We start from the raw sequence: 21,050 nt of genomic DNA on the forward strand, positions 1-21,050 counted from the left end.
ACCTATATAGGCTATAATCGGGATTAATAAACCGATCATGACTTTCGAGGAATCATTTTTTTATTTGATATCAAAAATCCCCAATAATAGCCCAAACATGCAATTGTACCGATAAAAATCGAACCTACCGGGATAACATAAAAAAAGGAAAACGACATAAGGTCAAAAGACGTAAAGCTGTGAATTGCTACCGCCAGCACCACTGACAGAACTAAAGTAATTGCTCCCAAAATAAAACTCAGCATAAAATCAAATCCTTTCTGTATATAATTTGCCAAGTTAATTGCGAAACCCTAGAAACTCCCAATCTGCTGCGTTTTAAGGTATGACCGCACTTGAAAATCTTTATGAGGGGCAATTGTGCCGGGGTATGTTTTACGTCTGTCCAAAAACCTTTATGCCTTTCATCTGAAACTTGTGCAATATAGAATACATATACTTCTCTTTACTCGGATTTCCGCAATTATCTATTTAAAAAATATTCACTTGTTCTTATTGCTATGTATATTATAATTTGACATAAAAATCAAATTAAAAGTATATTACGACATTTTTGTAGAAATTCCTCTTTTATTGAGTAATTTTTTTAATCCTACTCCACTCCAAGAGCCTTAAATACAGAATCCTCCGGACTTTGATAGAATGAAACCTGAAACTTTGCAAACAATTCGGGAGGAACAGTGGGAATATCCGCCGCAGATGCCATCGGAAGAAGCACCCTCTTTGCTCCCGAATCAAAGCATACCTGCAGTACATTTGCCAATTCCTCAACCTTTATTATTGTACCGCCTATGTTGAGCGACCCCAAAACAACCAGCTGGCTCTGGGGAGGCTTACCCAATGCCCCCGAGCATAAAGCAACAAAAGCTGCCAATGCAAGCTCGGATGTCATGCCAACTCCATGTATATCCTGTACATGCATCAAATAATCCTTAGTGGTAACGCTTATGCTTCCGCTTATATTTTTGCTGTTTGCCCTAAAGTACCTGAAGGCCGTCTCTATACTTTCTTTTGCCTCTCTATCGGAGCCAAGACCTGTTCTCTCAAATTTGCCGCTGCCTGATATAACCTGGGTTTCAATCTTGTATGCCCCTATCATGCCCGATTTCCCTCTGGCAATGGTATAAAGATGGCCCGGTTTGCCCATGCCTTCAGGAATTATTTTGCCACCGCCCTGTTCGGGTACGGAGACAAACTCCTCGGCCATTGTTTCATTGTCTAAGTAGGAGAAATGAACATCATAAAACTCCATACCGCCTATCTTTTTCAACTGCTCTTTAACACGCCTTCTTCCCACCAGTGCATAGCGCAGTATTTCTTCAATATCATCCCTTGTAAACTTGCCGTCCGGGTATATGAGTTTTACAAGCCCCGAAACTGTTTTTCTCACTGCAATAACATCTCTTTGGTTTAAATTGCTGCCCAGCTTAAAGAATTTGTCCAATGCATCGGAGAAAGAGCGTTTTCTCATCTCCCGCATAAACTCAGACACATAATCTGTAATAAAACCGTATTCATCCGTAAAAAACTCCGGACGCATTTTTGGTATCTCCCACCCGGGTATGTAATAATGCATCCTGTCAAAAAACGCAGAATCATTGGCCATTGCCTCAGGGAACGGCTCAAAAAGGTGGGATGTTTTCAGCAGCACATCAACACTTTGGTTAATGTTTCCCACAAACACCATAGATGCAGAGGCATTCTTCTCTTCCTTGCCTCTGGCAAAAGAACCCGAAGCCATGTGGTCCTTCATTATCTGAATTCCATCTTTATCTTTAAATGTAATCCCGGCAACCTCGTCAAAAGCCACACAATCCCAAAGCCCCACAAGGCCTATCTGCCTTAAAGCCATATTGTAAAACAAATTTGCCACAGTTGTCTGTCCGCCTGATACCAAGATGCTGTTTGGAGAAATCTCTTTATATACGTGGGATTTGCCCGTACCTCTTGGCCCTAGCTCGCAAAGATTGTAGTTGTTCTCAACAAGAGGTATCATTCTCGCCAGAAGGTGCCACTTCACATTATTTTCGAATCTTGTAGGTTCCATTCCTACAGACCTTAAAACAACATCTATCCATTCATCTTTTGTGAAGTATTTTCTGCCGTTTATTATTTCTTCCATGTCAAGATTGGGTATTTGAATTGGAGTCAAACTGCTAATATTAAACGGGCTTGTCCCTTTGGCTTCTTCATCGTAGTAGTAGTCCATCTTTATGATGCACCATATACCTCCACACAAAAGCTTTTCATATTGTTTTACATAAGTCGGAGATATAGCCACTCCCTTTATGCCCAAATTTGAAAATTCGGCCTCATAGACATCTTTTTTTTCATTAAGCTTTACGCCAACCTTGTCAATAACGGTATACTTTCCTATTTCCCTAATCTTTGATTTTACCTTCTCAGCTTCATCAGGACGCACAAAATTTTCAGCCAGAATTCTTTTTACCGTTTCAACGCCTTCCATTATTCCGTCTTCGTCATCAGTGGCGCAATACATACCCAAAAGATATTCTAAGACATATACGGGCACGTTTGCCCCTTCCTTTATCTTTTTTGTCAAATCCTTCCTTACAGCCCTGCCGGCAAAATATTGATTCAGTTTCCTGCTTAATTCATCCATCTATCTTCCGACCTTAAAACCCAAAATCATCACTTATGGCAATATCTATAATAAACGGCATCTTCTCGTATATCTTTTCTACCGTTTCCTCTTCATCTTCCATAATAAGATAATACTTCTTCGTTTTGTCATATTTTCTGTTTTTCAATACAAACTTCTCCCTGAAACTCCTGTCCTCATAAGTTTCCGACCTGCTGTCGGCAATTATTATATTTTCATTGGAAATACGGTTGCCGTCTTCATCCGCAAAATATACTTTAAGCCTTAACGGAACACGCTTATCCTCTATCTTCTCAGTCTGGAAGAATTCCAAATAAGATATGGTGTTGGTTATTTTCCTGGTTATGCTTGTAAGTTTTACATCGACTTTCGTCACTTCATTTTTGCCGTCCTTGCTCCTGTCATTCTTAAACTTGATTACAGGAATAAGAATCTCCTGCAAGGATGTACCCCCATGCACATAATTGGCTCCCGCGCCTTGTACTTTAAACCTGTTTACCCCTCTTGGAAAAACGCATTTCAGGTCGGTATCCTGTCCAAGCAAATACCCCATATCAAAGGTTAAGGTGCCGTCCAAAGCCAAAGTCTTCGTACTCAATACAAACCGCCTGTTTTCATAGGCATCTTCAACGGATGCCTTTGATATTTTATCACTTTCCGTAAGGTTTCCGCGTTTATATATAAATCCGTGGTCGGAAGTTATAATGATATTTGTCGCTGTAACATTATTAACAAGATTGTTTATTAGCAGCATCAATTCTTTAAACGCTTCCTCCACCGCATCAAAAACTTCCCTCTCGGTCTTGCTGTTGTCACCTCTTGCATCAATAGTATTATGATATATATAAATCAGTTCTTTGCCTCCGAAAGTTTTACGCATATCATCCCGCTTCATATCAATGACATCGTTAAACTGTACTGCTATTGACTCCTGACTGTAATTATAAAGAATTTTATTTCTGTTATCCGTTCCCTCCGAAGACATGCCGTCCACATATACCTTGTAATCCTCGTCTATTTGAATGGATTTGTGAGGCAAAAGGGATGCCATGCCAAGACGGGTGCCGGACGGTATACAGCCTTGCATATAAAAAATCTCCGTAGACCCTTTCCTTTCTTTGTTGAGCATATCGCAAAACTCCCTGGCAACCTCATATCTTAGCGCATCCGAAATAATGACAAACACTCTCTCCTTGCGATTCTTAAAGGGCTTTATGTACGTATTGTAAAAGTCCTTCTGCATAACCATACCGGAAATTATCCAATTCCCGTTTAAAGTTTCGAGACTATCGGACCACTTAATGGAGAGTGTGTTGAGATAACCGTTAACATATACGTTTTCAACTTTATCCCTTAATTCCATCAGCAATTCCTTGTTTTGCAGCCTGTCAAAAGAAATATAAAATTTTCTGTAGGCAGTATCCAGTTTATAATATTTATCCGCATATCTTTCAGCGAACTCCAACGGGGTATACTGCCGTATGCTTTGGCTGGCATCCTTCCAGCAGTCAAACAACTCTATAGCCCGGTAGATACACTCATATTCCGATTTAAAAAAGTTATACCAGTGTTTTGTCCTCCTGGCCTGAACAATATCCCTGTATCTTTCAAACTCTCCTATATCGGAAAGCAGCTGTTCTTTAAGTTTTTTAATAATCTCTTCGTCAAAGGCTTTGAAAATGTCACAGTTGATATAGTCATCTATTTCCCACTTATCGATGTATTCATGCACTTTCAGTTTTCCTTCCACACTGTTTGCCAACCTGTCATAAGCGGCAAAGTAAAGGGAATGATTCATGAAATTGCTCAAGAATACAACACAGTCAGCCTTCCTTGAAGAAACATATTTTCTCCATGTATCTGGCAATTCGCCGCCAAGGTAGTATGCTACATTTGTAACCAGCATGAATATAGCCAGTTTCTCGAGATTAGGCTCCTTATCACTGTACCCGTAATATTTATCTGCAAGTTTCCACAGTACGTCAAGTCTTCCGAACTTCTCGATAGCCTCTAAGTACTTGCTGCTTTCCAAATCTTCTTCCATCAAAAGTACCCTTAAGACTTCGTCAAAATCCGGATAAGGCAGTCTGCATAATGCCGACAGTACGGCCACATCTACAGTTTCTTCCGTGTACCTGTCTATTTCATACTCTTTGAAAGTTCTATATCTGTCCTTGTTGTTAAAGAATTTTATATACTTCCTGAATGTACTTTTTAGACTGTCATCTGAAATATTTAAATCCCTCATTATGACAGTGGCCTTGTCAGTAGAAAATTCGATGCTGTATTTTAATATATCCAGTAAGTAGTTCTCCCTTGGACCCGGTTTTGCAAAAGGTGCATAAACAAGATAATTGGATTCGGTATCTGCCTTTTCCAATTGGTATTTTATAAAAAAGTAATTATTTGGGGTTAGTTTAAGTATCTTTGCATTTTCAAGATTCAGTTCGTCTATGTCTTCCTTGAACTCTCCTTCATCGTCATACCAAAAAACGATATGACGCTTTTTCCCGTCAGTTAATTCTTTATTAAAAGTATCTTCAAGCAATGTTTTTATCTGTTTTAAGTCCATTAATAATCACCTGTTTTTCACCAATTTAACGTATCATGGCTTCGTCATAGCCGCATATCTATGCTTTGTATATTATTAAAACAAACTCCTCTCCCTGCTCCATAAGTAACGGTTCTTTTGCTCCCGCTTCTCTCATTTTCTTCAGTATCATAGGTATTCCTCTTCCCAGTTGATCAATATATCTCATATTTTCCATATACTTAACAAGAAAAGGATTCCGTGCATAGAATACACCTATTTTCATTTTTTCAATTGTAACCGTATTAGGAAGCCGCCCCGGGCTTCTGAACTCAATCCGGTCGCTATACATTAACACTCTTATTTTAGAACCGCTGATGCTGTAATTTCTATGTACAAGGGAATTTACAACCGCCTCCCTGATAACAATATTCGGATATTCTTCTTTTTCCTTCCTTTTCAATCCGTCTATCACCGAAGGAACGAGCATATTATTCTTTATAACAACCATTAACTGTTCCGCAATATCCTGAATTCTCCCGGTTATTATCTTTTTATCAATCAATTCATCAGAAATCTCATTGCCGTTAAAATGGGCAAAACTTATACCGTTCTGCGGAAGATGCTTTTCAGGATTTTTACCGAATATCAGCAATCCTCCCACAGTACAAAGCTTACGTCCGTCAACTTCTTTTAAAATATCTGCATTTTCAAGTATTCTTTCAACATATTCGCTAGACTCCTCAAACAGGTCAAATGTATTATATTTCAAAAAATAATCTCTGATAATATCAAGGTTTAAATCTTTTATTGACGTCTGCTCAACAGGCTAAATGTCAAAATGGAGACTTGAAAGTAAACATCCTTCTGGAAAGTATCTCACCCCAAATGAATTCGATGATATTGTAAAAATATTTGCATTTACAATACATCTTTATTTCTGACCTCCTTGAGATTTTTTCCACATACATCCAAATAATTAGGAAAAGATTAATTTTTTCAATATCTAAGTCTTTGCTTTCTCTTTCTTCAATTGGTGTATAAGTTTCAATTTCATTACGGCTATCATCTTCTGTCTATTCTTTAATGTAAGAAAATATCGAAAATTGCTCAGGATCATTGTTTTTTTCTCTTAATTTTTCCTCAGCTAATTCAAAGAATTCTTTAACGTTAAAATTATCATCATTGAGTTCACTTGTTGGTAATGGCATTGCACCGTAATCTATCAGGCCCCTATTACCTTTCGGAACTCCATCCTCCTCTCTTACAAAGAGAGGAACCCATTTGTTTTTTAAATTTTCAACAGCACCAGCCCATGTTCCGCCATTATTGTAATCAGAAGACACCGCTACTGCATATTTTGAAAATCCATAGATATATTTATTTCTATTCATAGCATTATAAACTGTAAATCCTGTCTTTGGGTTAAAAGGCGATATAAGCAGTAAGTTTCCTGAGATTAGCGCCTCTCTTATATCTTTTTGTTTTATCTTTTGCAACAAACTATCTGCAATAACGCTTATAACCTTACCTTCAAACAGCAATGCTGAATTTTGAGCGGCACTATCAACCCCTCTTGCTCCTCCGGATACAACAACGAAGCCTTGTGCTATGCATTTTTTCACCAAAGTTTTAGTAAAATCCTGTGCTTTTTCATCTATTTGTCTTGAACCTACTACAGCAACACCATCAGATTTTGCTATGTCAATATTGCCACAATAAAAAATTACAGGAGGACTATTCTTCTTTAAGACTTTTTTCAGCCTTTCCGGGTAATTTTCCTCTGCCCTGGTGGTAACATATATACCTGTACTATTCAAATACTCCAACTCTATAGCTATCTGACCGGCCCTACTTAATAGTTTTTTAATTCTCATAACTTCATCGTCGCTAATCATAAGATGTCTTTTCCACTCTTGTTCATCCGTTTCAAAAAAAGCAGCCGGTCTTTTCATTTCAGAATTAATCAATTTGCTTGACAATTCGTTCCATTGCTTTAAAGTAAAAGGTTTTATAGTGTCATTCTTTATATCTATTCCTAAATTTGAACACATTAATATCGTTGCTAAACTATCTTTTGATAAATTATTATTCATTATTCTCACCTTACTATTTTGATGTTAATGCCAATGCCAAAGGATATACATCCCCTGCACCGGCACTCTTTAATAAATGACCGCATACGGTAAATGTCCATCCGGAATCAACCATATCATCAACCAATAATACTGGTTTATTTTCAACAACATTTTCTATTATAACTTCAAATCCATCATAAGCGTTTTTGCACTGAAAATAACTATTTTCCATTGACTTTTGCTGTGGTGTGTCCTTAACTTTTTTTATTGCTTCAATACATGGAAGATCCAGCTTATTTGCCAGTCTTTGGGCAAAACTTTTTACAAGCTCTTCCCTTCTTAAAGACGGAACGAACGTAACCCATTGAGGAAAAGGATCCATATTCCCTTTATTTTTTATCATATCAACACAAGCATCCACAAGTTCATCTCTAAAATAATTATTTATGTATTTATCATCCCGGATATATTTACCCCAGCCGGCATCACCATATGTACATAAAACCATTCCTACTTTATTTTGCATGTCTTTATCAATATTCTTAACGGTATCTGCAACTATACCTGCCGGCCACCTTTTTCTCGGAATAATCTCTAAGAATTCTCCTCTTAAAAATTGAATTGCTTCTAATTTATTTTTTTGTGTCACATTCTCACTAAAAAATTTAATACCCAGACAGTTGCAACATTTGCCGCATTTTTTTACATGGGGATCATCTAAAAGTTTTGATATAAACTCCATATAACAACTATTAGTATTAACAAATTGATTCATCTGCATAAGTTCAATATATCTTTTTCTGGTAATTATCTTGCTTTTTATAGCATCAGGAGTCCATGGATTAAGTGTTCGGAAATATACAGACTCATCATATTGAATTATACCCTCTATCTGTAAAAGTTTTAAACACTTCTCAACTTTTCCTTGAGGCATATTAATCCTTTTAAGTATTTCACCCTTTTTAATTCCTGTGCTCGATCGTTCTATTAACGAAATAACCTTTTCCATTTCAATATCGGTAGGAAAAGCTGTGTTTATAAAGTATTCTTGTATTTCATCATCTTCTTCCCCATTTAAGAGGACCACATATGCATTATCAAGTGCTCTGCCAGCCCTTCCTATTTCCTGATAATATTGAACAATTGACCCCGGTCTTTGATAATGTATTACAAAGCCAATATCCGGTTTATCAAAACCCATCCCCAAAGCCACTGTCGCCACCAATGCTTTAACTTCATTATTTAATAGCAATTTTTCTCTTTCTTCTCTTAATGACCTTGTTTCATCTTCATTGCCAGACAATCTAGAATGGTATTCCAACGCATTGATTCCATTACTCCTTAACCATTTAGCCACTTTATTGCAATCAGAAGTGGTTAAGCAATATATTATACCGGATCCATCCATTTTATTTATATTCTCAACCAGCCATGCGAGCCTTTCCGCCTGATCTTTCAGCTCTATTACCTGAATCTTTAAAGAGTCTCTGGCTAAAGGACCTCTCATTATATTCAAATCACCGTCCAATTGCACTTTAATATCATCAACTACTCTTTGATTTGCTGTAGCGGTAGTGGCAGCCATAGGAACATTTGGAGGCAGAGTATTAATTATTCTTTTTATTCTTCTATAATCAGGTCTAAAATCATGTCCCCAGTCAGATATGCAATGAGCCTCATCAACAACCAGCATACCAATACCATCTTTTATAGAAGGGAGTACCCTGCTTGTAAAATCTTGATTTCCTAATCTTTCAGGAGATAAAAGCAGTATATCGATTTCTCCCTTTATAAGTTCTTCTTCAACTTGATTCCACTCATCAACATTATCACTGTTTATCGTCTGGGCTCTTACCCCAATCTTTACTGCACTTTGAATTTGATTACGCATAAGGGATAATAAAGGACTTATAAGCAAAGTAGGTCCGGCTCCCTTATCTCTCAACATCTTTGTGGCAATAAAATAAACTACGCTTTTTCCCCAACCTGTCCGCTGAACTATTAATGTTCTTTTACCGCTTAGAATTGATTCTATTGCTTCCCATTGACCGTCACGAAACTCAGCCTCTGTTCCCAGCATTTTTTTAAGTAGAATTAACGCTTGTTCCCTCATTTTTCACTCCCCATTACCCTATACAAGTTTGATAATTGTGTCTTCTTTCAATTCATTTTTCAACCGTTCTCTTATATCATTCAATAATTTTTCAATGTCATCTTCGCTTTCAATGGTTTTTGTCCCATGCAGAATATTGGCTATGCTGATGTTTATTGTTTTTTTGTATAATTCCGGAGTGCTTTTTACTGCCGATGAATCGCCTGTCCCTTCGAGTGTTGAAGGTTCCTCTGGCTTACTTTTTGCCAATTCTGCAGCAATATCATCAAAGCACCTTAATTTAAGCCTGTCACTTTCCTCCTTCATGGCAATAGCCTCATAAAAGTTGTTGGCATGGTTCAATCTTTCCAGAAGATCGTCAAATCTGCTTTTAAATCTGTCAAACAGAACAGTTATGAATTCATACTTATTCAATTCTTCGATAACCTTATCATAATCCCTCTCAATTACCTGTCTGACTGGCTTGCACTCCACTTTTAAAAGTTCAGTAAATTTGGCTGCAAACCTGTCAATAAGGCTCGGCAATTTATGAATGTCGGAATAAGGCTCCTTACCTTCCACAATCCTTTGCATTTGTCCTACAAGGTCAACAATTTCCTTATCCAACACATATGTCTTGTTGCTGTTGTACACATTTATCTTATGAACAGCCTTATCAAAGAACTCCCTCTGGTTGCTGTCAAAGAACCTTTTAACATCTATGGAATCATCTGCATAATCCAAAAGTATGTCTTTCTCCCTTTGAAGCTCATTATAAAACTCTTTTGCATCATTAATTTTGACAATCTTTTCTAAGGTTTTCCTCCCTTCCTCTAAAACATCCTTTCCGGGGTATTTGACCTGCTTATAGTAGACCAGCAATTCGTTTATTTTTGCTATTTCATCTCTTGCCAGGTCTTTAAACCTTTTCATAAGGCCGTCCTCATCAGAAGGTACAGCAGTAATATTGAACAACTCTTTGCACAATTCCTTGACATTGCTAATCTGGTGCGCGGGAACTTTTATTCTCTTTTCAATCAGCAGCCTGTCGACATAATCCCTTTTGGTCAGATATTTGACGATATCCCTATCCTGGACATCCAAGTATTGACTGTTTAGTTGCAGCTTAATTTCCTGTGCTTTAAACAGTTTTGCAACCAACCATTCAATATCCTCTTCAAGCCATCCGTAAGGAGCTTTTTCATATATACTAAGGATTGATTTCATGGTGACAGGAATATTTCTTGTAGTATTTCTTTCAATGTAACCTGCCATTTCATCAACAGCCAGCTTGTTTGGAGCCTCAACACCATCCAGTACAATCTGCTCGTTATCGCTGAATATATCGTAAATGTCCTTAGTGCTTGTGAAATAAGTAATATAGTCCAGTTTTGTATAAATTCCTTCGATAAGTACCTTAAAACCGTCATTTATTCTTTCCGCCGGATGTTTCCGTTTAATTTCAAGCCTTTGGTAATTAGCATACATATCTGCATTTTCAATAGCTTCTGTCAAAAGTCTTTTTACCCTGTCCTTACGTTCAACCAATTCTCTTCTTTTTCTGTCCTTGATTTCTTCAATTTTCTGATTAAGGGAAGTTCCTCCTTTCCTACGCAGGAAAGTTTCAATTTTCAATACTTCCTCCATTTCGTCAAGGAAAGTAGTATCATTGGGAAGTTTAACAATTAAATTATTTTCCCTCATAGTCATTAGTTTTAGTTCATTATCCGTAAGTTCTACTCCGGTATCATAATAGGGGGTAATAATTTTAAGACCAATATCATTTCCCTGATTGCCTCTGAAAAATCTATCGTCTACAACCTGGTTAAAACTAAAGTTGTACCTTGAAGAATATTTATATTTCTTATCTGGATAGATTTCCTCAAAGACGATTTCGGAAATTTTTTGAATTACCTCTCCCAAATCCACACTGATGTTCTTTATTTCCCTATTAATATCCTGCTCTTCATGGGTAAGGAAGATATATTGGTCTCCGTTTTTTTGGACAAGGGTTTCCTTTACCAGCCTTTTTAGAGATTCTTCTATTTTCTTTTTGAGGTCTATCTTATCCTCATCTATATGAGATACCATTAGAGTAGCCAGATTCTCTATATTTGCAGGTATCTCCTTAACATATTTAATCATAAAGAGAACTTTCAAAAGTTCTACGTCAAAATCATTCAAATTGTTATTTTCCTGGGCATGAATAATAACCGTCCTGATATTGGAATCAAGGAAGGCTTCAATGGTATCATAAAAGGCTGAAAAGGGTATTAATGTTCCTTCTTCACTGTTCATATATTTTATGGCAGACTCCTGGAAGGAACTAATCATGGAGCGCTCCCCTTCTGCCAGATGCTTACCGGATGCCCCGTGTATCCTTATAGAAGTCAGCACTTGCTGAAGAAGATTGAATTGATATGGTATAAAAGGATAGCATTCTGCAAAATCCTCACTATCCTTATATACCTTTTTCTCCGGAGTATCTGCCGAGAAGGTAATCAGGTTTTTCAGTACGGAATTTTTATTCTCATAAAGGAGTTTTAACGTATCCGTTGCCACATTCTCCTTTAAAAGAATTCTCTTTCTGATTACCTCGTCAACATTGGCGCTGGAAAGGCTGAGACGGGTATTGAACCTGCCTTGAATTTTGGAAAAATCATTGCCTTTTACTTTCGTAACAGAATCAATATCCTGCTGGCTTGTCACAATAACCCAGGCTTTACCGCCGCACTGGGTTCCCAAATCTTCCACAACAGTTTGAAGGTTGAGCATCAGCTGTGAATTGTCTCCGATATATTGCCCTATTTCATCTACTAGAAAAACGACATGGTGATTCTTGCCTTTTCTTTCTATATACTCCCTTACTCGTCCGGCAAACTTTTCAACGCTTAAAGTATAATTCTCCTCTGCTTTTGCATACCAATTCCTGGCTGCCTCGGCACTCATCTTGGTACTTTTGGACAGGGCTTCAACAATGGCGTCTTCCTCATAGTAGAAATCTTCTCTTGCCTCTTTCCATTCCCGTCCCGATATCTCTTTAAAGGTATTTTTAAAATCTTCATAAACCCCACCTATTACCATCTGTCTTTCCAAGTCTGCTATCCAGGGCATAGAACCGCAAAAACCCTGCATTTCATTAAATACTTTGTTAAATACCTTTACAATGGCATCTTTATTGGCTTTTGAATCGGAATCACTTTTAGAATCGATGTTAAACAGAATTACATCTGCCGAAGTGTCCCCGGCCAGCTTCATATCGGCCAAAACCATACTGTCTTGTATTTTGTCGTTGAAATACTCGATTGCTCTTTTTCCTTCAACTTCTCTATTCTCAAGAAGATAGGATAGTATTTTAAGAAAATGGGATTTACCGCTTCCGAAGAAACCCGAAATCCACACTCCCATTTTGTCGGTAGTATTTACTATTCCTTTTTTATATGCTTCAAAGAAAGCGTCAAAATGCTTTGACATCTCTTTTGTAACAACATATTCTTCAAGCTCCTGCTGTACATTGCTGTCATCGTCCTGCCCAACCTTGATTACACCCTTTATATCTCTATCAATAGGTTTTTTAAACATATCCTTTATGAGCATTTTAGTCCCTCCTTGTATCCCTGGTATTATCGTCCCAAATTCCTCTAATATCTATCCACCAACTTAAACGCTCTATAATAGTTGTCATCTTTTATTTCTTCGAAAAGCACCAGTTCAAGCCCGTCGTACACTCCCGGAAAAAACATAATTACAGGTACATCGTCCAAAATCTGATGAAGGTTGTTTAACACCGTATGTGAGCGGATAATCGGCCACGCTTTTCCCACACCAGTTATAAACACCACATCTCCTTTTTCCACCCTGTCTTTTATATATTGAATTACAAGGTCATCTTTCCCGGTAAGTCTTAATGCCTTTTTAGTGGCATTAAATACGAATTCGCTGCCCTTTGCCTGTTCCATATTAAAGTTCTTTTCAAGATAACCTTTTGTCTCAAGGAGTTCCAGTATTATTTCATACAAATCAAATTCCTTTATTCGAAAACCGTAATCTCCGTCATTAATTTTCTGTTTAAGAAAATGTACATGCTCTCTCACAAGCATTTCATATCTCGGTTCATAGTCAAATATATAGTATCCTATTTCATTCCCAAGCCCCGTATTTTCCCTAAATGATTCTCTCATAATCCGCTGCATGATTTCATCCAGCCTTTGATAAATAGTTTTCACCTACATCTCTCCCATCATCGCACCAAGATATTTTGCATCTCCAATATCTTTAAGATGCTTCACTATTTCTTCTTCAATAATTGGCTTTGCAATTTCCCTGTCGTTTTTCCTGTCTTTTATAAAACCTGCCTCAAACAGTATACGGATATACACCTGTTTCAACTTATAAAAGGTATAGTCGTCCCATGAGGCCACCCGTTCGCTTTGCTCTTTTTTTCTATCGAAAAATATATTAAAATCCTTGTCCTGCAATGCAAAATCACGAAGCAGTATCTTCTCTCCGAACACCTCGTACATGAATTCAAAGAATAATCTATCCGTCTTCATAATAGAGTAGATAACCATCTGCTTGCTTGTTTCAATATTGCCGTTTACTATTTTTTCAATCAAAAAGTCATCGACAGCCTTTAGTCTTCTCAGAACTATTGACGCAATTTCCTTTTTTCGCGTTTCTGTGTTTACCTGAAAAATATTGTCTCTTTTTGCCTTTTCCTTTATCTCAAACTCATTAAATCCTTTATTTATAAGCTCTGCAGCTTTTTTCGTTTCTTTAAAAAGAAATGAAGACGATTTAATCGTGGATTTATATTCTAACTCTCTATCCATAATTTCCCTTCTTTCCGGTCCACTTTTTAATATTTTAATTATATATATTAATCCGGATATTGTACAGGCATAAATACAAAATTGAATATGAACCGAATGATTTAGAAATAGTATTCCACAAGTCATCGTTAATTACCAAAGACTTTATTTTAGGAGATATTATCACAATACCGGATTCACAAAAAGGAATCCGGTATTTGAGTAGCAGAAATGATGAAATGAAGATAAAACACACATTGCTTTACAGACCTTGATTGATATTGCAATGTTTTCGATAATCATTAATTATATTTTACCTTAGGCTTCAACGCCTTTCCTCGAACTGTTGAAGGTGTAACATATGGCAGCATTTATACATCCCGATGCCAAAACAACCAATATATCTATAGGGGCAAGTACAATCCCCGGCAGGCTGTCAAATAAAAATCCGGAGCCAAAACGGTACAAATGTCCGCTTAAAAGCACCATTTCTCCGATATACATAACAATTGTAACAACCGATGCAACAACCGAAGGCAGAAATACCGACAGCGTTTTCTTTTTCCCAACAAAAAACGAACCGGCATATATGCCTGCTGTTACTCCAAACACAATAAAGAACAAGCACATAAACACCGCAGAAATAGCAGAAACCGTAATTTCCCCGTCCCTGAAAAATGCGGTGAAACACGCAAAAATGCAAAGTCCGAGAAACAAAACGCTAAATACCGACTGGAAAATCAGTGCCTTTAATCTACTCTTATTCTTTTTAACAATCATTTGGGCAAAACCGTAAAAGCAGTTTACAATAGCAAATATTAAAACCACCGAAATGGCATAAAAGTGAATTTTAAATGCCGGACTGTAATCTCCAATGAGCACATCAACCGGCCTCCATGTCCTTGTCTTAAAGTTTTCCGGCGGTACATAGCACATAAACATTTGCCAGCTTTCAAGAGTTGTCCTGACATTGTCCGAAACAATGACCATGTTTTCAATCAGCAGTTCCGACACAAAAAATACCGCAAGAGATATTGCTGTTGCTGCTGCGACTGCAAACTTTTTTGCATACTTCACGAGAACCGGCAACAGCAAAACAGCAACTATAACTGCCAAACTAATGGGCGTATACGGTATTATGTACTTCGGGTAGTTTTCCGCCAAAACCGTTCCGTTCCGTACCATGTCAACAATAACTTTCAACCCCATAAAAATTGGATAAAACGATGCAATTAACACTCCAACCACAGAAAACAGATAAAACTTTTTAAATTGAGTCATTTATACCCCTCCTTATAAACCAAATCAGCGTATATCTCCCTGAACGGAATATAGTCTTCCAACTTGGAACTGGTAACTCCATGCATAATATCGTTCCAAGTCACTTTATCATCATTTACCAGTACATATCTTACATACGAAGTAAAGGTGGATGTAGGAGTTTCCGATTCTCCCTCGTACTTCATAAGATATTTAAATTCCGACGTATACAGTTTTTCCCCTTCGTAATTGCCTACACGAAATGTTTCCCCGTTATAATCAACTTCCAAGATAAACATCATCGGATAATCGTCTTTTATGCTCTCATAATATTCGGGGTCGTAATCCGACGGATCACCGAGTGTATAATAGTGGACGACACGGATTTTGCAAGGTATTTTCTTTGAGGACAAATCAACAAAATTCTGCCACGCTTCTTGCCCGCAAGTTACATCCCCATCCTCCATCACGACATAACCCTCACGTTTTGCATCCTCCAATGTAAAGGTGTCGGCGGCATATTTCAGCTCCTTCCATTCATCGGGCAATGGTTCCGCTTTGTCGCAACCGGACAGCATAAGAATGAAAAACACTGCCGCACAACAAGCATAAAGTATTTTTTTCATATATTCCCCCCTTTTAAGAAGCATTTGTAAGAAGCACATATCCGATTGCAACAGCAAATACTATAGAGCTTACAACCGAAATGACTGACAATTTTTTATAGGACAGAATGCGGTCAATGCGCACCCGTATCTTTGCCCCGCCAAAGGGTGAAACAAAAACATTTGTGCTTTCCGCGCAATCAACAAGAGCCAGTGCATAAGCCTTTTTCTCATCTTCACCACAGTCAGCCAATACCTTCTCATCACAGGCAAGCTCCGTATCTTCCAAAAACCTCTTTAAGAACAACCAAGCGAATGGATTGAACCAATGAATTGAAGCAGAAATAACGGCAATGACACGCCACAAATTGTCCTTACGCCGAATATGAGCCGATTCGTGGGCTACAACGTAGTGCAAATCTCGTAGCTCATAATCCTTCGGTACAATAATCTTCGGACGGAAAACACCGTATATTGCAGGTGAGGTTATTTTGTCCGAAACATAAATATTGTCCCGCAAAATACCGGCATCTTTTAATTCCGATTTTGTAACACCATAGATAATTGAAGAGACAATCACCAAGGAAACTGCAACAATAATCCAGACTATAGAGGCAATACCGAATAATTTTTCAATTAGACTTACCTTATAGGTAATCGGAAAGTAATTATCTGCAGCCATAGTATAGTTTGCAAAGGTAAACTCTAAGCCTCCATCATATAAAACTACACTCCTAGGAGTAAAAAACTTTGAAATCAACGTCATCAAACTATATTTGCTTGGAATTCCCACGGGAATCCACATTCTAAGAAAAGGAATCACCCATAATATATGTACCAGGCGCCGCGGCAGCTTTTTTATCTTTCCTAAAAGTAAAACGACAATACCCACCAAAGACGCCGATATACTCATATTAAAAAGGTAATAGAATACCTCAGAAAGCAATATCATCACCTCTCTTCAATCATCTTTCGAAGTTCAGCCAAATCATCGGAAGAGAGTTTTTCATCCTGAAGCAGAGCAGAAAAAAGAGCCTTTTTCGAACCGCCGAAAAACTTGTCTATAAGGCTTTTAGTCTCGGCCCTGCACACATCTTCACGGGAAATCAGCGAAGTACAGATAAAGCCCGGTTCTTCTCTTTTAATATATCCCTTGCTTTCAAGCTTTTTAATAACAGTATAGGTGGTATTTTTGTTCCAACCGATTTGTTCAGCTGCAATGAGACTTATCTGTTTTGCGCTAACCGGCTCATTTTCCCATATTATTTCCATAACTTTAATTTCACTGTCAAATAGCTTTTGCATTTAAACCAACACCCCAATCAGACTATTTCTATAGTCTAGACTATCATAGTAGTCTAATATTGTCAATAGGAGTTAATAAAATAACCCGGATAAAATAATAAAAGCTCAGGACATCGAGTCCCTTCGCTTTTGCCTCTTTCATTTCATTCCAAGAGGCAAAACAAAAGCAGCAGACAGGTTTAAATACCTTGTCCACTGCTTTTGTATTTAAAAACATATAAATCGTTTTATAATGTCTATTACTCCCACTCAATGGTTGCCGGCGGCTTACTTGTTATATCATATACAATTCTGTTAATGTGCTTGACTTCATTTACAATTCTGTTGGATATTTTCTCAAGGATGTCATAAGGAATCCTTGCCCAATCGGCAGTCATAAAGTCGGTAGTGGTAACTGCTCTGAGCGCAAGGGCATAATCATAAGTCCTTTCATCACCCATGACTCCAACACTTCTCATTCCCGTAAGCACTGTGAAGTACTGGTTGATCTCCTTGTCCAGTCCGGCATTTTTTATTTCCTCTCTGAAAATATAATCGGTATCCCTGAGTAGGTCCAACTTCTCTTTTGTAACCTCGCCAATAACCCTGATAGCAAGTCCGGGTCCCGGGAATGGCTGTCTCATAACAATATCTTCGGGTATTCCCAGCTCTATTCCCACTTTCCTTACCTCATCTTTGAAAAGGCTACGGAGAGGCTCAATTATCTCTTTAAAATCCACATAGTCGGGAAGACCGCCTACATTGTGGTGACTTTTTATAACAGCAGCATCGCCAACTCCACTTTCAATTACGTCCGGATAAATGGTTCCTTGCACCAAAAAGTCAACTGTACCGATTTTCTTTGCTTCCTCTTCAAACACCCGGATAAACTCTTCCCCAATAATCTTTCTTTTTCTTTCCGGGTCTGTGACTCCTTTGAGCTTTTCTAAGAACCTGTCCTCCGCATTTACCCTTATTAAATTAATATCAAACTGGTTTTTGAATACTTCTTCAACCTGATCCCCTTCGTACTTTCTAAGAAGACCATGATCGACAAAAATACATGTAAGCTGCTTTCCAACTGCCTTGTGAACCAAAACCGCTGCAACAGAAGAATCAACTCCTCCGGAAAGAGCACACAGAACCTTCTTGTCCCCTATCTTTTCTCTAATGCTGCTTATGGAATGCTCTATAAAAGAAGCCATTTTCCAATCCCCGGAGCATCCGCAGATTTTAAAGAGGAAGTTATTTAATATATCTCTTCCTTTTGGAGTATGAACAACTTCAGGATGGAATTGAACACCATACAATTTCTTTTCGACATTTTCCATTGCTGCCACAGGACAATTGGGAGTATCCGCACATTTTGCAAATCCTTCTGGAAGATTATTGACATAATAAGTATGGCTCATCCAACAGGTTGAATCCTTTTCAATTCCCTCAAAGAGTTTGCTGCCAGTATCCAAGGTGATATTTACCTTGCCGTACTCACGCTGCTGGGCTTTTTCCACAGTTCCTCCAAGCATATAGCTCATGAGCTGCATACCATAGCAGATACCCAAAACCGGAATTCCCAGCTCAAAAACTTCCTTGGCGCAAAATGGGGCTTTAGGATCCAGTACCGATGCAGGACCTCCGGTAAAAATAATCCCCTTTGGATTCATTGACTTTATTTTATCAATAGAAGAGTTGTAAGGTAAAACCTCACAATACACATTTGCCTCTCTGACTCTCCTTGCAATGAGCTGATTATATTGTCCTCCAAAGTCGAGAACGAGAATTAATTCATTATTCAAGCTAACATCTCCTTCAAATAAAACTATGATGTTTTATTATATCAAATTCAACACATAATGCAAAACAAAAATTAATAGCATATACAAAAAATATGTAGAAAAAAAGGAGTCAAAGAAATGACTCTGACCCCCGTATCGCTAAATTTGTCTAATCTATTATAAATTATACTCCCTGCGCCATCATAGCGTTTGCAACTTTCAAGAAGCCTGCAACGTTTGCACCCAAAACAAGGTTGTCTTCCTGACCGTATTCTTTTGCTGCTGCTCTTGCATTTCTAAATATATTTACCATTATATCTTTCAACTTGGCATCAACTTCTTCAAAGGACCAAGAATATCTCATGCTGTTCTGGCACATTTCAAGTCCGGAAGTAGCAACACCACCGGCATTTGAAGCTTTTCCGGGAGCATAGAGAACTCCGTTTTGCATAAATATATCAATAGCTTCCGGTGTACACGGCATGTTTGCGCCCTCTCCTACTGCATAACATCCGTTTGCAACAAGAGCCTTTGCCGCATTTCCGTCAAGCTCGTTTTGTGTTGCACACGGAAGCGCAACATCACACTTGATTGTCCATATTCCTGCACAACCTTCGGTATATTTTGCGTTAGGATGATACTTCACATATTCACTGATTCTCTTTCTTTCTATCTCTTTTATTTGTTTTACGGTATCAAGTTTTATTCCGTCGGGATCATAAACATATCCGTTTGAATCGCTCAATGCAACTACTTTAGCACCCAACTGCTGAGCTTTTTCTGTTGCATATATGGCAACGTTACCCGAACCTGAAATTACAACTGTGGCACCCTCAAAGGATTTGCCCTTGATTGTCTTCATTGCTTCTTCCATGAAGTAGCAGAGACCATAACCTGTAGCCTCAGTTCTTGCAAGGCTTCCGCCCCATGTCAATCCTTTTCCGGTCAAAACTCCGGTAAACTCGTTTCTTATTTTTCTGTACATACCAAACATGTAACCTATTTCACGGCCACCTACACCGATATCTCCGGCAGGAACATCGGTATCCGGACCTATATGTCTGTAAAGCTCTGTCATAAAGCTCTGGCAGAATCTCATGATTTCTCCGTCGGATTTGCCTTTCGGATCAAAGTCACTGCCGCCTTTACCTCCCCCCATTGGAAGGCCGGTCAAAGAATTTTTGAAAATCTGCTCGAAACCGAGGAATTTGATAATTCCCACGTTAACTGAAGGATGGAACCTAATTCCTCCTTTATAAGGACCAATAGCACTGTTGAACTGAACTCTAAAGCCTCTGTTTACTTGCACCTTGCCATTGTCATCCACCCATGGCACTCTGAAAATAATCTGCCTTTCAGGTTCAACAATCCTTTCAAATATTCCTGCTTTTAAGTACTCCGGATTTTTTTCGGCGACAATTTCGAGTGACTCCAAAACTTCTCTTACTGCCTGATGAAATTCAGGCTCGTTTGGATTTCTTTTAATGACTTGTTCCATGACACTAGACAATAACTTCATTTAAAATTCCTCTCCCATCTTTTTTAACTTTTTTATTAAATATTAAACAGAGCCATTTGCAATATTTGCAAATTACTCCCCGTAAAAACGTCATTAAACCAATATACATCTTTGTATTGTATACGGTATACGCCATTGTATACCCTCAAATAATGTTTGAGGAATTAACAAAATGACATTTTGAATTATAACAAATATACGTCCGCATTGCAAGTGTCGGAATAAATAATTTCGAATTTTAATTTAGCCTAAGTTTTTAACCTCTCCTCCAAAGTACGTATTTATCTTGAATAAGACAATTTAACATTTTTTTCATCCATCTTTCTGATTTAGATTTATGCAGGAAACCAATCGATAAACTTTCATTTTCTTATGTTTACAATATTTAAATCCCTTACATATGTTTTTGTGCAAAATAATACTATATAATAAAAACACTACTTATATATTGTAATTGACTTAAAGAGCATCAA

15 protein-coding genes are annotated in these 21,050 nt (G+C 37.8%); all 15 read right to left on the bottom strand.

The window, feature by feature from the left end; all coding sequences use genetic code 11:
- Window positions 1–35: 35 nt before the first annotated feature.
- Window positions 36–245: a hypothetical protein gene (locus PLH43_RS04360; protein WP_324360469.1), complete on the bottom strand. Its 210-nt coding sequence runs from the start codon at window positions 243–245 to the stop codon at window positions 36–38.
- Window positions 246–592: 347 nt separating this feature from the next.
- Window positions 593–2,623: a protease Lon-related BREX system protein BrxL gene (brxL, locus tag PLH43_RS04365; protein WP_324360471.1), complete on the bottom strand. Its 2,031-nt coding sequence runs from the start codon at window positions 2,621–2,623 to the stop codon at window positions 593–595.
- A gap of 13 nt (window positions 2,624–2,636) precedes the next feature.
- Complete coding sequence (pglZ, locus tag PLH43_RS04370) at window positions 2,637–5,195, bottom strand: BREX-1 system phosphatase PglZ type A (RefSeq protein ID WP_324360473.1); 2,559 nt, start codon at window positions 5,193–5,195, stop codon at window positions 2,637–2,639.
- 58 nt (window positions 5,196–5,253) lie between these two features.
- On the bottom strand, window positions 5,254–5,925 hold the full coding sequence (locus tag PLH43_RS04375) for an ATP-binding protein (protein ID WP_324360475.1): 672 nt from the start codon (window positions 5,923–5,925) through the stop codon (window positions 5,254–5,256).
- A gap of 304 nt (window positions 5,926–6,229) precedes the next feature.
- Window positions 6,230–7,249, bottom strand: a complete 1,020-nt coding sequence (locus PLH43_RS04380; RefSeq protein WP_324360477.1) for a DNA-processing protein DprA — start codon at window positions 7,247–7,249, stop codon at window positions 6,230–6,232.
- A gap of 13 nt (window positions 7,250–7,262) precedes the next feature.
- Window positions 7,263–9,344, bottom strand: coding sequence for a RecQ family ATP-dependent DNA helicase (locus tag PLH43_RS04385; protein ID WP_324360479.1), 2,082 nt, complete (start codon window positions 9,342–9,344; stop codon window positions 7,263–7,265).
- An 18-nt stretch (window positions 9,345–9,362) separates the two neighbouring features.
- Entirely contained in the window at window positions 9,363–12,920 is a 3,558-nt protein-coding gene (gene brxC / locus PLH43_RS04390; protein ID WP_324360481.1) for a BREX system P-loop protein BrxC, read from the bottom strand.
- 44 nt (window positions 12,921–12,964) lie between these two features.
- On the bottom strand, window positions 12,965–13,549 hold the full coding sequence (locus PLH43_RS04395) for a DUF1788 domain-containing protein (protein ID WP_324360484.1): 585 nt from the start codon (window positions 13,547–13,549) through the stop codon (window positions 12,965–12,967).
- The gene (locus PLH43_RS04400) at window positions 13,550–14,155 is read right to left on the bottom strand and encodes a DUF1819 family protein (protein ID WP_324360486.1); all 606 of its coding nucleotides are present in this window, start codon (window positions 14,153–14,155) and stop codon (window positions 13,550–13,552) included.
- 297 nt (window positions 14,156–14,452) lie between these two features.
- Window positions 14,453–15,415, bottom strand: a complete 963-nt coding sequence (locus tag PLH43_RS04405; protein WP_324360487.1) for a hypothetical protein — start codon at window positions 15,413–15,415, stop codon at window positions 14,453–14,455.
- Window positions 15,412–16,020, bottom strand: coding sequence for a hypothetical protein (locus PLH43_RS04410; protein ID WP_324360489.1), 609 nt, complete (start codon window positions 16,018–16,020; stop codon window positions 15,412–15,414). The genes PLH43_RS04405 and PLH43_RS04410 overlap by 4 nt, the downstream gene beginning before the upstream one ends.
- A gap of 13 nt (window positions 16,021–16,033) precedes the next feature.
- Window positions 16,034–16,945, bottom strand: a complete 912-nt coding sequence (locus PLH43_RS04415) for a M56 family metallopeptidase (protein ID WP_324360491.1) — start codon at window positions 16,943–16,945, stop codon at window positions 16,034–16,036.
- 5 nt (window positions 16,946–16,950) lie between these two features.
- Window positions 16,951–17,304, bottom strand: coding sequence for a BlaI/MecI/CopY family transcriptional regulator (locus tag PLH43_RS04420; RefSeq protein ID WP_324360493.1), 354 nt, complete (start codon window positions 17,302–17,304; stop codon window positions 16,951–16,953).
- A gap of 239 nt (window positions 17,305–17,543) precedes the next feature.
- Complete coding sequence (gene guaA, locus PLH43_RS04425; protein ID WP_324360495.1) at window positions 17,544–19,079, bottom strand: glutamine-hydrolyzing GMP synthase; 1,536 nt, start codon at window positions 19,077–19,079, stop codon at window positions 17,544–17,546.
- 163 nt (window positions 19,080–19,242) lie between these two features.
- A complete protein-coding gene (gene gdhA / locus PLH43_RS04430) occupies window positions 19,243–20,577 on the bottom strand; it encodes an NADP-specific glutamate dehydrogenase (protein ID WP_324360497.1) in 1,335 nt (444 codons plus the stop codon).
- Window positions 20,578–21,050: the final 473 nt, after the last annotated feature.

The organism is Acetivibrio sp., assembly GCF_035371925.1.
GTDB lineage: Bacteria > Bacillota > Clostridia > Acetivibrionales > Acetivibrionaceae > Hungateiclostridium.